This window comes from Caldanaerovirga acetigignens (genome assembly GCF_900142995.1).
Classification (GTDB): Bacteria; Bacillota; Thermosediminibacteria; order Thermosediminibacterales; family Thermosediminibacteraceae; genus Fervidicola; species Fervidicola acetigignens.
Window position 1 is genome coordinate 55,697 of record NZ_FRCR01000007.1, and the last position, 14,564, is coordinate 70,260.

Below are 14,564 nucleotides of genomic sequence, written 5' to 3' on the forward strand. Positions count from 1 at the left end.
CATGTACACCTAAAAAAAGAAAGCCCCAAATTTTTGTTCGGGCTCAAGATGTGACAGTAAACTGACTTTTATACAGTTCCGCGTAAAATCCACCTTTTTTTACCAGCTCTTCGTGCTTGCCTTTCTCGATTATCCTTCCGTTGTTTATCACCAAAATCATGTCGGCGTCCTTTACGGTGGAGAGGCGGTGGGCTATGACGAAGCTCGTCCTGCCTTTCATTAGGTCTTTCAAAGCCTTTTGGATGTATATTTCCGTAACCGTATCCACATTGCTCGTTGCCTCATCAAGGATCAGTATTTCCGGATTGGCCAGAAAAGCCCGGGCGATGGTTATAAGCTGCTTTTGTCCTTGGGAAATGTTTGATGCCTCTTCGTTTAAAACCGCATCGTAACCTCCCGGCAGAGTCTTTATGAAATGGTGGGCGTGGGCTGCTTTCGCCGCGTTTATGATTTCCTCCTCTGTAGCCCCTTCTTTGCCGTACGCTATGTTTTCCCGTATGGTCCCGCTGAAAAGCCAGGTGTCCTGCAGGACCATCCCGAATATTTTCCTCAAATTTTCCCTGGAAATATCCCTTATGTCCACTCCGTCCACGGTTATACTTCCTTTTTTAATTTCGTAAAACCGCATCAGAAGGTTTACTATGGTGGTTTTTCCGGCCCCCGTCGGACCCACGATGGCCACCTTCTGGCCGGGTTTTACCTCAACGTTCAGGTCTTCTATCAGGGGCACATCTTCGCTGTAACTGAAGCTCACGTTTTCGAATTTCACGCATCCTTTTACATCTTTCAGTACCAATTTAGGATTATCAGGGGTTTCTTCCTCTTCATCCAAAATCTCAAAGACGCGCTCGGCAGAAGCTATGGTAGACTGGATGATGTTTGTAATGTTGGCCGTCTGGGTTATGGGGTGATTGAACTGCCGGGAATACTGAATGAAGGCCTGGACATCTCCTATTTCGAGAACCCTTCTAATTACAAATATTCCTCCGGCTGCGCAGACTATCACGTATCCTATGTTGCTAATAAAGTTCATCAATGGCATTATGATTCCCGAGAGGAACTGGGCTCTCCACGACGCGTCGTAGAGTTTTTCATTCATTTCCACAAAAGCTTTTATGAAATCCCCTTCGCGGTTGAAGGCTTTAATCACGCTAAACCCGCCGTAGGTTTCCTCCACGTGTCCTGTCAAATCGCCCAAAACAGCCTGCTGCTTTGAAAAAAGCCTTTGCGAGCGGGACGCTATGGACATCGTCGATGCAATGCTAAGGGGCAGCGTTAATAATGTGATAAAGGTCAAAACCGGGCTTATCGCCAGCATCATCGCCACGATGCCCAAAAGAGTAACTACAGCAGATAAAAGCTGTAAGATACTTTGCTGCAGCGTAGTGCTTATATTGTCTATGTCGTTTGTAATCCTGCTCAAAACATCGCCGTAGGTGCGGGAGTCGAAAAATTTTAGAGGCAGTTTGGTAAGTTTTGCCATAACCTCGTTTCTGAGAGAAAAAACCATGTGTTGGGATACTATGGCCATCAAATAATGCTGGATGTATGTGAAAAAAGCAGCCGATATGTAAAGTACAGCCAAAAGTGTGATTTTTTGCAATATAAATCTAAAATTTATAGTTGAACCTAAGCCCGCCCTTTTTGAAACGATACCTTTGAAAAGTTCTGTAGTTATATCTCCCATTATTCTGGGGCCAAGCACGTTGAACACATTGGACAGCACTACCAGCACGAACACAATCGTAATTTGGAAAAAAAAGGGTTTTAGATATTTCAGGAGTCTTTTCAAAGTACCCTTCAGGTCTTTTGGCTTTTCCGCCGGCCTTACCATGGGCGGTCCACCGACAAAGCCCCTTGCACCAGGCCGCTTTCCATGGAAAAAAGGCCCTCGCGGTCCTATGCTCATGCTAACTCCTCCTCGGTAATTTGGGATAGCACTATCTCGCGGTATTCCGGGCATGTCTTAAAAAGCTCATCGTGTTTTCCTATCCCCGCTATCCTCCCTTCCTTTAGCACAATTATCTGGTCGGCATCCATCACCGTTGCTACTCTCTGGGCAACCACCAAAACGGTACAGTCTTTCGTCTCCTTCCTTATAGCGGATCGCACTTTTGATTCGGTCCTAAAATCGAGGGCGGAAAAACAGTCGTCGAAAAGGTAGATCCGCGGCCTTTTCGCCACGGCCCGGGCGATTGAAAGGCGCTGTTTTTGACCCCCGGAAAGGTTTTTCCCTCCCTGCGAAATTATTGAGTCGTATCCGCTTTCCATCTTTGAAACGAACTCAGAAGCCTGAGCTATAAAAGCCGCTCTTTCTATTTCTTCTAGGTCTATATCCTTGCCAAACTTTATGTTTTCCTCAACAGTGCCCGAAAAAAGCACAACCTTCTGTGGAACATATCCTATAGCATCCCGTAATTTCCCCTGGGGTAAAAGCCTTATGTCGATTCCGTCGATTAAGATATTCCCGGACGTTACATCGTAAAACCTCATTATGAGATTTAAAATCGTCGTCTTGCCGGCTCCGGTGCCTCCAATTATGGCTGTAACGCTGCCCGGTTCGGCTCTAAAAGATATTTCTTTTAAAACAGGCTCTTGAGAACCTGGATATTTAAAGGTAACATCCTTAAACTCTATAGTCCCTTTTATTTCTCCAGGTTCAACAGGGTTTTCCGATTCCTTTATCTCCGGCACCGTCTCGAGGACCTCAATTACCCTCGACGCAGAAGCGTACGCCCTCGGGAACATGACAAATACCATGGACATCATCATGAGGGAGAACATCAAGTGCATTACGTATTGGATGAAGGCCATCAGGTCCCCAACCTGAAGGGTTCCTCGCTCAATCCTTATCCCGCCGAACCATAAAATGGCGATGATCGTAAAGTTTACGACAAGGGAGGTGGCCGGCATGAACCACGACATCAACCTGTTCACTTTAATTGACGTTTCAGTAAGGTCCAGATTTGCCTCTTCAAACCTCTTTTTTTCGTATTCCGACCGGTTGAAGGCGCGAATCACTCTTATCCCTATGAGGTTTTCTCGGAGTATGTGATTCAACCTGTCTATTTTTTTCTGGATGGCTTCGAAAAGCGGCACCGACCTTCTGTACAGGAAATAGACTATTCCAATGAGGAACGGCACCGTAACCAGTAAAACCAGCGAAAGCTGTGCATCCTTATATACCGCCATTATCATGCTGCCTATCCCCATCAAAGGCGCCCGCGCCACCATCCTGAGCCCCATCACCGTCATCATTTGAATCTGGTTTACGTCATTCACCGTCCGGGTTATGAGCGATGCGGTGCCGAATTTATCGAATTCCGCAAGCGAAAATTTTTCCACATGCTCGAATATGGTTTCCCGTAAATCCCTGCCGAACCCCACGGCGGCCTTCGAAGAAAGATAGCTTGCCAGAATGGCCGCAATAGTTCCCCCTAGAGCCACCAGCAACATCATAATTCCCTTTCTCAATATGTATCCGACATCTTTATTTAAAATTCCTGTATCTACGATGTCTGCCATAAGATTGGGAAGGTAAAGTTCGGACACCGCCTGAAGAAATATTAAAAAAAGCGAACCCGCCACGTAGTTTTTATAAGGCTTTAGCCACTTTAAAAGCTTCGCCACGAAAATTCATCCCCTTGCTTTTCAATGCATATCGAAATAATTATAATACTAAAAAGAAATGCCGTAAATATATAAAAAAATGCGCCACCTTCCGGTGACGCAATCGCCATCACTTTTCGGACTTAAGAGCCATTTCTTTTATTTGGCTTCAGAATTTCTCAAAGCTGACCTCAACATGGTTATAGCCGTATAAATTATCACAAAAACTACTAGCCATTTCAGCAAGGTCAAAGGCATGGATTTCACCAGGTATGCCGCTATAAGTACTCCCAGAGAACCGGCGATGGTAATCGCAACCGACGCTTTCCTGTCGTAAGCACCTTCCTGTACGAACTTTATCGAGGCTGCTGGCATTAAAAATGCGCACGAACCCATCATAATTGGAAAGGCCACCCTGGGGCTCATGCCGAGAGCATAAACCAATGCCATACACGGTGCGTAAAGGCCGATGCCAATTGTCATCAAAGCACCCAATATGAAGTTGCCTACAACACCTATTATAAGTTTCGTTCCGGTAAGTCCTATCGCCTCGCCACCTACCGGCATCAGGTTGAATATTCCGGCGAGGAAAATCAAAGCCACTACCAGGAGTGCGACGCCCATCCCCATCTGTATTTTTTTCTCCGGAAGCTTCGCCACTACTCCTGCTCCAAGGACCGCACCCAATGTAGCCGAAGCGAGCATAGAAATAAGGGTTATCGGCTCAACTTTAATTACCGTTATGAAGATCAGCGCTTCCAAAACTACCGGTATCGTCATGCTCACGTTCAGCGTTCCTGGTATCAATCTGTCCGGAACAAGTTTCATCAGCTTAAAAAAGGCCGTTGTAGGTGCAAAGCTTCCTATCCCCAGAGTATCAAAGAAGTTCACTATGAAACCAACTACTGAAAGCTTTGCCCAGCTCGCATCAGAAAACGTATTCTTGTTTTTTATGGTGTCCTTCACAAACACGTAAGAAAATCCTAGGGTTAAAATTCCTAAAACCGACAATACAGCCTGTGTCATAATTCCCCTCCTTGTAAATTTTCAGCTTCCCAGTAAAAATCCATATTTTACCGGGTCTTCCGGGTCAATTACGAACTGGTTAAAACCCGTTATATAAGCGTTTCCGGTTATCTCCGGAATTACTGCATCAAAAGGTCCGACCTTAGTGGCACCTATTAACCTCCCTTTAAATATGGTACCTATTATGCTTTCGTACAAGAAGTCCTGCCCCAGGTCGAGCTTACCTTTAGCATATAAAGTAGCCATTTTAGCGCAGGTTCCAGTGCCACAAGGTGACCGGTCCGCCTGACCATCGCCGAAAATTACCACATTTTTAAGGTGCGCCTTCGGGTTTTCCGTCTCATCGTAAATTTCAACGAGGTCTATGGTTTTTATGTGTTCCTTTTCTGGATGTTGAACTTTAATTTGCTCATTAGCCGCCCTCTTTATGGCCATACCGGCTTTTATCAAGTCATCCACATTGGAAGGCTCAATTTTTATACCGAGCTGTTTTGCATCTACTACAGCAAAAAAGCTTCCGCCAAAGGCGATGTCAGCGGTAATTTTCCCGAGTCCGGGCACGTCTATCTTCACATCTGCTTCGTAGAGGAAGGCCGGTACATTTCTGACGGTTACCGACTTTACGACATTGTCCTCAACTTCTGCTCTTGCTTCCACTAATCCAGCAGGTGTATCTAATTTTACATAGGTTATTGGTGATACAGCCTTTACCATGCCTGTTTCTATCGCAACTGTAACTGCGCCGATAGACCCGTGGCCGCACATGTTGAGGTATCCGCCGCCGTCCATGAAAATTATACCGAAGTCAGCTTCCTGATTTACAGGTGCCGTAATTATAGAACCGAACATGTCTCTGTGGCCCCTCGGTTCGTGCATTAATGCCGTCCTAATATGGTCCATGTTTTTTTCAAGATATACTTTTTTCTCAGCCATGGTCTTCCCCGGTATGTGCGGAATTCCTCCCACCACCACCCGGGTCGGCTCGCCCATCGTGTGGGAATCCACCGCGATTATGAGCTTGCCGAATCTCATATTTTCATCTCCTTTTTTGCTTCATTTTTTTCTTTAAAATTTTTATTGATTTTATCACGTCTTCTTTCGTAACGCAATTTTGTCCGACAATCTCTGTCTCCATGCCCTCGCCCGCTTTATCCAGATCTATGATGTCTTCCATATATTCGTTTTCTACTACCAGCCCGTTGCCGGCAAAGGTTAGGCCCACCGCCGGAATCCCCCTTTTGCCCAGCTCTTCGATGTGTGCGGCAAAGTCTATATGCTGGTTGCCGAAACCCTCGGCATATATCAAGACTCCGTCAACCCCAAGCGCCTCTGCCAGTATGCCCAGCCTTTTGGCAACGTAAAACTTTTCCAGGTTGTCCTGAGGGCTTCCTACCACGGCAATGCCAACCAGGTCCAAACTTTTATCATTTCTTACGATTTCCACCATCGGGTCGTTTATATGGTGCAAGGTGGTCTCCTTAGTGGAAGGTCCTATTCCCATATTGATACCTCCTTAGGTGACCGAATGAATGCCGCCGTCCCTTACTTCATTGGGCGAAAGGATTACAGGTACATTGCCCAGGTCTATGATGGATTTGCCTCCCCGCACCCCACCGGGTTCTGATGGCATTATAATCTTTTCGTGCATTGCACCCTGGCCGCCCAGTTCCTTTACGATGAGCACCTTTGGCCTGCCTTCCCTCCTTACATCTTTATACTCCTGGACATATATAGCCTTCTGAGGAGGTAATTTTTTAAGTTCCTGTCTTATATGGTCAAGAATCCAATCGCATGCTTGATGGGCTGCCAAGGGACCTTTTCTTTCCATGCCGGTGCCTTTTTCTATCACCACATCGATATTCAGTATAATTTCCCTGTTTCCAGGCGTTCCCGGCATTCCATAGGCGACTTTTTCACTCAAAATCCCGTGAGATGAACCGAATTCGGAAATTTGCCTGCCTTCTTCATCGGTTCCAGTCAGAAAGACTACCATTCCCCTGAGAAAATGGGTGACGCCTTCTCCAATTTTGCCCTCCACCTTAGCCGCTACTGGAATAATGTCCATGATAGAATTCACAAAGACGTTCCTTTCACCGGACTTAATAACCCTCATAGTTACTTTTTTCACAATCGGGTTAATATTAACAGCACGACTGGCAAGCTCTTTATCGATGTACAGGATATTGTTTTCTATCTTAGTACACTTCGAAATTTTTACATCATTTACGGAATATTCCCGCCACGCCAGTGTTCTTATTATTTTTTCTTTTACAAACGGTGTCACCTCATTTTCCGACTTCTTCTCTGATTTTTTAAAAGCAAGCTGGGCATATTTTTCCGGCATTTCCATCGTCACACTCTTCGCCCTGGCAATGGACATTCTGACCATCATTTCACCCCCTTTATATTGCACTTGCCGCCGGCAGGCAAAAAGCCTGCCGGCTCAGAGATATTTTATATTTTTGCTTTGTACTCGTAAGGTAGCGGAATTACCTTACCATAGGTATCTATAGTCTCAAGGGCTTTCAATGCATCTTTTAAAATCGCAGTCTGCATAACCTTGTTGTTGGGTTCGCCTACGTTTGCCCCCATAGGTACCATAGGCGCCACAATTCTGGGCGAACCCTGCTGCTTCGCTACCGGCGGCAAAGCAGCAATAAGCACAGTTGGGATTCCGACACTTTCAATTGCTCTCTGCACAATCACGGCAGAGCGGTGGCAGGTCCCTCAGCCGGCGGTCAGGACGACCACGTCAACTCCTTCCCTTTTTAACACCTCCGCAATCTGCGGACCCGTTTCTTCCTGAAACTTCTTTACATTTCCGCCCCCACCCATGAATCCCACGTGAACGGGAGCCACAGCTTTTATAAAGCCTTCTTTTGCCAGCTCCCTGAGCCTGTCGATGGGGAACATGCAGTTTATGTCTCGGTTTACGTCGGTGTTGTCGTAACCTCCGTGAGTTACCATCAGCTCCGAGGATGGAGTATCGCCGGGTATTTCCCTGAAGGTGAAGTCCCCGGCCAGGTTGAACGGTTTTTGGGATTTCATGTGAATCCCCGCCGCAGATACCAGAGCTACGGCACAATCCTTGAGTTCTTTAGTAAAAGGCGTAAATACCGGCGGCGGAGTAATAGGAACGTAAATCTCTGATTGGAGCCCTTCCACCACTGTAAGCTTCATTTGTTTACCTCCCATCGCTTTTTAATATAACATAACTCATCTTTAATTCGACCTCGTCTCCAATTTCCGGCCGCTTACCGCAAATAAGCATCCGGAGGGGAACCCTCAACATACCCATCCGGCCGTAAAATTCGATTTTCACATCTCTCTCGGTAAGTTCAATTATTTTCCCTTTGACCGGCCGGACGTCGGCATTTATTTCCATAATACTTCTCCTTTGCTACTTTTTCGCATTCATTATGAGCTCTTGGTTCTTTTCAATCACCGACTGATCCCATTTCTTCGGCGCAGGTTTAATCTCTACTCCGGCCATCTTTGCCTTCAGCATGGCAAGTGCCCTTTCTGCATCCTCTCTGGTGAGGGTGTTGTCGCCCAGGATTTCGGATTCCATGCCGTTGGGGTCTTTGTTGAGTTCGACCATCGCATCCATGTACTTATTACCCACTATCAGTTGCCCCTGATACGCCGCATAAGTTACGCCGACCACCGGAATTCCACGCTTGCCGATCTGTTCTATGTGGGAAGCAAAGTCGATATGGTTGTTGCCAAATCCTTCAGTGGTTACGATAGCGCCATCTACGCCCATTGCCTCAATGAGCGCGCCAAGCCTTTCCGAGACGTAAAATTTTTCGTCGTTAACCTGCGGGCTTCCAACAAATATTACACCCACCAGGTTCACCTCTTCATCTTCCGCCACCAGGTTTACGAGCGGTTCTCTGAAATAGTGCCGCGTATTTTCTTTCGATGCCGGACCGATACAGGTGAGGGCGTGAATTCCTCCATCCCTTACTTCGTTGGGCGATAGCACCACCGGGATGTTCCCTAAATCCACATTTGGCCTGCCTCCCAAAACTCCGGCTGGCTCCTTCGGCAGTATCACGTTGTCGTGCATGGCACCCTGACCCATGATTTCCTTTACTATTACCACCCTCGGCCTTCCGAGTCTTTCCACGTCTTTGTATTCGGTTACCCTGGCGGCCTCTGACGGGTCCTTCTTCTTCAGCACTTCTCTGATTTCCTGTATCACCGCATCGCAGACTTTATGAGCTGCGTAAGGCCCTTTTCTTTCCATTCCTGTCCCCGCTTGGATCGTGACGTGTATCCTTATCATGATGTCGTTTTCATCGGGACAGCCGGGTCTGCCAAACCGCACCTTTTCACCTATAATCCCCTCGCATGAGCCGAATTCATGCACCTGAATCCCGCTTTCATCGACACCTGTAAGTATGACAACCGCCCCGGAGAGAACGTGAGTTATACCTTCTCCGATGGCACCTTCCACTTTCGTGGCTATGGGGATTACATCCATAATTGTGTTGGTGAAGACGTTTTTATTGTCGGGGGTTATTATGTCTATTTCCATTTTCTTCGCCAGCGGATCGGCTTTTAAGGCATCTTCAGCCAATGTTTTCCTGATGGTGAGAATGCCGTTTTCAAAGGAAGTTTCATCTCCCAGTCTAACTTCCTTAACATCGAATTCGCGCATTAAAAGCGTCCTTTTCACGCGGTCTTCTATTTTTTCTTCTTTGCGGAGTTCTTCTTCCGGCCTTGCCGCCGGTTCTACTGCGGTCGCGGTCGTGACTATAGCGGGAATTTCCAAGTTTATACCCTTACCTTCTTCGATGTGAATTCTTATGATATTCCCTTTGCCAATTGCGTTCGAAACCGCTTCCTCCTTAACCACACCGTTCCCTTTTATTACCTCCGGTTTTGTTTCCTCTTCTATTCCCCCTTCTATCATATCGGGGGTAATGGGTGTCAGTGCATCTACGGTTTTTACTAATTTTTTCCCCAGGACCTGACCTATTGTCAAAACGTTCTCCGGTATGGTAAGGAGTCCTGATTCCTCCAGGTCCGGAAATATGGCAGGGTCTTCCAGGTCCGCGGGGCTTATTATAGTTCCCTCCTGGGTAAGGCAGCAGACCACCGCCGGGTCGTTTTTATGCTGATTGGCGGTTTCTTGCGTAATAGACATATACCCAACCTCCTTTGCCTATTTCTTTAATTTCCTCACAAGATGATGGCCCACTGTGCGAAGGGCATGGTCGGTGTGATGATATACGGGCATTTTCAGCTTTGGCGCCACACCCATTACAGTGTTTGTACAGTCGCTGCACGTCCCCACTATGAGCACTTCAGCTCCACTTTTCTTGAGCTTCAGTATCTTTTCGGCCTGGCCCGGGCAGTTTCCAGGATTTTCGCACTTTATCGTGCCCCTTGCGTCTACAACCTGCTTGCAGCGCTCGACTCCGGCCACACAGGCTCCCATCTTTTGTGCTATCTCGCGCAGTCTCGCTTCATTTGCGCCGCATCCGCAAACCAAAAGTCCTGCTTTTTTCTTCTCCTTAGGTAATGGATCTGTGACAATTATTCCTCCCGTGGTCTTGGTCACTACGCAATCTAGATCAACAGCTTTACCTGTAAATGGCCCTCCCATTATAATTTCACCGTATTCTCCTTCGATACCGCCCGCCATATTTATGAGTTCTGACACCGGAGTTCCAATTGGGACGTCGAAAAAAACATGTGCCTTCCTACCGCTTTTTAAACGACCGACAACCGTGACGTTTTTTGAGATTACCGGCTTTTTCTCCTCTACCGCCTCGCATATTCGGGCAAGGGTTTCTACATTCGATACAACGGCCCTCGCCTCTTTGGGGAGCTGATCGGGTTTTAAAAGTTGCCCCAATATGTCCCTGATTAAGGCCCTTTCTTCGCCCATTGGATAGATGTCAGGCATCTCTTTAACTTCGATCCTGGGATCGTCTATTACCGACTTCATCGCTTCGATAGCCTTTTTGTTTTTAGCCTTTATGGCTATATAAGCCCTGGAAGCATTGGTAGCCTCCATGGCATATTTAATTCCCCTATATACTTTTTCGGGCTCTTTTTCCATTTGCCTGACGTTGTGCTCAAGAAGCGGTTCGCATTCCACCCCATTGGCTATTACGACGCCGCCCTGTAAATCCACGTCCATCTTAATGTGGGTTGGAAATCCAGCACCGCCCATTCCCACTATTCCAGCTTCTTTTATTGCCTCTATTATGCTGTCCGTTTCTTTAATGGGGACGAAGCCTTCCGGCTGTTCTTTGTCGGGCTCTATTTCGATATACTCTTCGGTTATAGCTTTAACCCTGCCGCTTGCGCTCGAGTGAATGTTGGCTCCCAATTTTTCCGGCGCCGCTATGAGCTGACCTTTTTTTACCGTATCGCCTTCGTTTACGACAGGTTTACAGGGGGAACCGACGTGCTGCCGGAGCGGTATCCTCAAGGTGTAGTCCAAGGTTTCACCTCCTTTGTGACTTTCGGAACAATATCTAAGCAACTTGCGTGCCAACGTTCGCCTCCGTTAGACAAAATTTTTTAAAGCCTCACTAGTTAATATCAGCCGTCATGTCTGCTTTTATTCTCGTTTTAGCCGTTGGCAAAAAATAAAACTCGAACCGTCAGTGTACCGACATTATTCGACAAAGTATTTGTGAAAACTATAATAATCACTTAAAATTAGGCTTGTTAAAAAAATGTCCAACTATCTGACGCCTGTCAGCTAGTTGGACATCCTATTTTGAGCGACTGCATTTTGTAATAAAGGGTGCTCCGCGGTATTCCCAGAAGCTCGGCAGCTTTTGCCTTATTGTTGCCCGTCATCTTCAAGGCGTTTGTTATGGCCTGTTTTTCAGCTTCGGCTACAATCTCATCCAGCTTTTTCAGGTTTGTCTTATTTTGTTCAACGCCCTTTTCTTCAAAATATCTTCTTATCGATTGGGGCAGATGTTCTGCTAAAATCATCCCTTCTTCTGCCAGAATTACCAGCCGTTCAACGACGTTTTTAAGTTCCCTCACGTTTCCGGGCCACGGATAATTTAACATCATTTCCACCGCAGCCGGTTCAATAAAATCTATTACTTTTTTATTTTTAACCGAGTACTCTTTTAAATAGTAATCGATTAATACAGGAATATCCTCGGGGCGCTCTCTTAATGGAGGTATCTTCAGAGATACCACGTCGAGCCTGTAAAAGAGATCTTCCCTGAAATGACCCTGTCTCACCATTTCGTGCAAATCCCTGTTAGTCGCGGCTATTACTCTTATATTTACTTTTACTGGCTTTACTCCGCCGACCCTGTAAAATTCCCTGTTTTCCAGGGCCCGGAGGAGCTTCGCTTGCATCTCTAAGGGCATCTCACCTATTTCATCGAGAAAAAGCGTTCCCCCTTCGGCAAGTTCAAATTTCCCTGGTTTCCCTTTTTTTTCTGCTCCAGTAAAAGCTCCGGGTTCATATCCGAAAAGCTCACTTTCCAGCAGGTTCTCTGGTATGGAACTGCAGTCTACCACAACAAAGGGTTTATCCCTTCGGGGACTTTCCCGGTGAATGGCCTTTGCGATAAGGTCTTTCCCTGTCCCGCTTTCACCCTGTATCAATACTGATGCATCGCTTTCGGCCACTTTTCGCGCAAGAAATATGAGGTCGTACATCTTCTTGCTTTTGTATACGATGGTTTCAAAACTGCAATTTTGCTTTTCCTTTTTCATCTCTTCTTCAATATATTCGAGGTATTTAATCCTGTCCCTTGCCTTTTCCAGCTCTTGACTCAGCTTTCTTATTTCAGTTATATCTTGGTCAATGGATACAACGCCTAATATCGTATCTCCTTCTTTTATGGGAATGGAGCTTATAACCACTACATTGCCTTCTCTCGGCCTGTGTTCCACATATTCTACCGCTTTTCCCGTTTTTAAAACTTCCAGAGCCAGAGCGTTCGGGAAAAATTGAGCGATGTCGCTTCCCAAAATTTTTTCCCTTTTTATCCCGTAAAGTTTTTCAGCCTGACTATTCCAGTATACTACCCGCCGTTGGTTGTCAATTACGCATATACCCTCATTTATGTGCTCCAATATGCTCTCGAAGGGAATGGTAAAACCTTCGAAGTTTGTCGCTACCATTGTATCCCCCTCCTTCGCTCTGTTTGTCGTACTGAGAAATGCAATATCCATACCAGATATCCCATTTCTCCAAAAATAAATTATGGAGAGGGCCTTCCTCTCCGTTACACTCAATTAACGTAGATTATTTTGTTTCGCCGACGGGTGAAAAAGCCTGCAGACCTTTGTCCGTAAGTATCCTTTCCTTCCTGCATGGAGTCTATGTTCATAATCTTGAGCATGATCTGCTTTTTCTCTTCTTCCGAAGCGGTCATATATGCCCTGAGGAGCATATCTCTTTCCCGCTCTAAGTACTGCTGCCGCGTCACCGCAATCCCTCCCTGTATATTGTATTTTTTTAAATCTCCTTAAGACTGTTATTTCTTTCACAATCATTATATCATATCGTAAAAAATTTATCAAGTATGTAAGTTGTAAATTACCACAAATTTTCTTAATTTTAACTTGAATTTTAAAAAGTCCTTTACTTCATCCCTCCTTTCCATATTTTATAATCCCACATTTTTTTGACTTTTATTCAAAAAATAAAAAAAGCTGCAAAGCAGCTTCGGATCAGTCTTGATATTATCCCCTCTTTACTATTTTTTTCAGCCTTTCAAGTAAGCTTTTTTCTTCCACTACTACAAAAGGAGCATCCTGACCTTTTGGAACAACGAGCAAGCCTAACACTCCAATACCTTCCGGATAAGCCATCATATCCACCGTTTTGGATTCCCCATTGGGCTTTATTACATCCAACCACACGTAAGTAGGTCTGGTTTCTTTTATCATCCTTATGTCATCTTCGCTGTCAATCTGCCTCCCGTTTATGGCAATCAACACGTCGCCAGGCTCAATCCCCATTTTTTCTGCCGGCGACCCTTTTACCAGGTCCAAAACCTTAACTCCTTTTTCTGGCGGTGCAAAAAGAGGTGAACTTTGCTTTTCCTTTTTCTTCCCGTAAATTATCAAGGCCTCGTGGGCGACAGGTGCAAAAAGGGCAGCCAGATACTTAAAGGCCGGTATTCTCGATGCTATTACTGAAAGCAAAAGCAGTACGGTGCTGAAAAACATGAGATTTATTGCTGACGACCTGCTTCTTGCCCTTGGCGTCCTTGATAATGCTATGTCTCCATACCCCAAGGCAGCTACCACCGGCACCATAAGGTATACTATATCTTCCCTACCAAGAAATTCGGAGGGAGGTTTGACAACCGGCCACCATTCAGGCATGTTGACCATGTCCTGAACTGGAAGCTGTCCTGAAGTTACTGCTAACATCATTATCGGCACGGGCCAAAATTCCTGAAGGGAAACCCCCCCTATTACACCATACCTGTTGTCCTGGATAAAAACAGGCGTGCTGTTCAAATCTCCAGTAGTGTAAATCAACATGCTTTCCACCAGATGAAGAACGCCTACCAGTGCCATGAGACCTGCCACATCAACTTTCGGAAAACCGAAAACAAGAGAAAAGAGGGAAACAATACCCCCTGCATAGGAAAAACACATAAAGCGCGGATGTATAAGCATAAGAGCAATTGCCAATGGCCACACGTAAGTCAGCCCTGCTTCGGTTATGCTTATTCCCAAAAAGACTATTACAAGGCTACCTATTATGCCACCAATAAAACCGGCCAGGATAGAATAAATAACCTTCCTTCCCGGACTTTCTCTAATAAATCCGAACATTCTTGCTTCCAGGTCGGCGGTCTTTTTGTACTGCAGCCAAATTATAAATATTACCGTCCAAAAGAAGGGGTTAACCATTGAAAGCGGCATGCCTTCTAAAATGAAGCGGACTATTTTTATCAGCAAAAACATGT

The 14,564-nt window shown here is 45.9% G+C and carries 11 protein-coding genes and 1 pseudogene; all 12 read right to left on the minus strand.

The window, feature by feature from the left end; genetic code table 11:
* Positions 1-43: 43 nt before the first annotated feature.
* The 12 genes and pseudogenes from BUB66_RS06725 to BUB66_RS06790 all read right to left on the minus strand — a co-directional run bounded on the left by BUB66_RS06725 (position 44) and on the right by BUB66_RS06790 (position 14,562).
* Complete coding sequence (locus BUB66_RS06725) at positions 44-1,909, minus strand: ABC transporter ATP-binding protein (protein ID WP_073256602.1); 1,866 nt, start codon at positions 1,907-1,909, stop codon at positions 44-46.
* Complete coding sequence (locus BUB66_RS06730; protein ID WP_073256605.1) at positions 1,906-3,630, minus strand: ABC transporter ATP-binding protein; 1,725 nt, start codon at positions 3,628-3,630, stop codon at positions 1,906-1,908. The genes BUB66_RS06725 and BUB66_RS06730 overlap by 4 nt, the downstream gene beginning before the upstream one ends.
* A gap of 138 nt (positions 3,631-3,768) precedes the next feature.
* Positions 3,769-4,635 carry a sulfite exporter TauE/SafE family protein gene (locus BUB66_RS06735; protein WP_084098880.1) on the minus strand — a complete coding sequence of 289 codons (867 nt, stop codon included), beginning with the start codon at positions 4,633-4,635 and terminating at the stop codon, positions 3,769-3,771.
* Positions 4,636-4,656: 21 nt separating this feature from the next.
* Positions 4,657-5,667 (minus strand): proline racemase, encoded by a 1,011-nt coding sequence (locus BUB66_RS06740; RefSeq protein ID WP_073256611.1) that lies wholly within the window; start codon positions 5,665-5,667, stop codon positions 4,657-4,659.
* A gap of 4 nt (positions 5,668-5,671) precedes the next feature.
* A pseudogene (locus BUB66_RS12835) lies at positions 5,672-7,027 on the minus strand (glycine/sarcosine/betaine reductase component B subunit).
* A gap of 62 nt (positions 7,028-7,089) precedes the next feature.
* Positions 7,090-7,815, minus strand: coding sequence for a D-proline reductase (dithiol) protein PrdB (gene prdB / locus BUB66_RS12635; RefSeq protein ID WP_084098882.1), 726 nt, complete (start codon positions 7,813-7,815; stop codon positions 7,090-7,092).
* Between the two features lie 4 nt (positions 7,816-7,819).
* The gene (locus BUB66_RS06765; RefSeq protein WP_073256623.1) at positions 7,820-8,020 is read right to left on the minus strand and encodes a CBO2463/CBO2479 domain-containing protein; all 201 of its coding nucleotides are present in this window, start codon (positions 8,018-8,020) and stop codon (positions 7,820-7,822) included.
* Between the two features lie 15 nt (positions 8,021-8,035).
* Positions 8,036-9,790, minus strand: a complete 1,755-nt coding sequence (gene prdA / locus BUB66_RS06770; protein ID WP_073256626.1) for a D-proline reductase (dithiol) proprotein PrdA — start codon at positions 9,788-9,790, stop codon at positions 8,036-8,038.
* 18 nt (positions 9,791-9,808) lie between these two features.
* On the minus strand, positions 9,809-11,098 hold the full coding sequence (gene prdC / locus BUB66_RS06775) for a proline reductase-associated electron transfer protein PrdC (RefSeq protein ID WP_073256629.1): 1,290 nt from the start codon (positions 11,096-11,098) through the stop codon (positions 9,809-9,811).
* A 260-nt stretch (positions 11,099-11,358) separates the two neighbouring features.
* Complete coding sequence (locus BUB66_RS06780) at positions 11,359-12,759, minus strand: sigma-54 interaction domain-containing protein (RefSeq protein ID WP_073256632.1); 1,401 nt, start codon at positions 12,757-12,759, stop codon at positions 11,359-11,361.
* Positions 12,760-12,869: 110 nt separating this feature from the next.
* Complete coding sequence (locus tag BUB66_RS06785) at positions 12,870-13,067, minus strand: hypothetical protein (RefSeq protein ID WP_066353135.1); 198 nt, start codon at positions 13,065-13,067, stop codon at positions 12,870-12,872.
* 256 nt (positions 13,068-13,323) lie between these two features.
* Positions 13,324-14,562, minus strand: coding sequence for a PDZ domain-containing protein (locus BUB66_RS06790; protein ID WP_073256635.1), 1,239 nt, complete (start codon positions 14,560-14,562; stop codon positions 13,324-13,326).
* Positions 14,563-14,564: the final 2 nt, after the last annotated feature.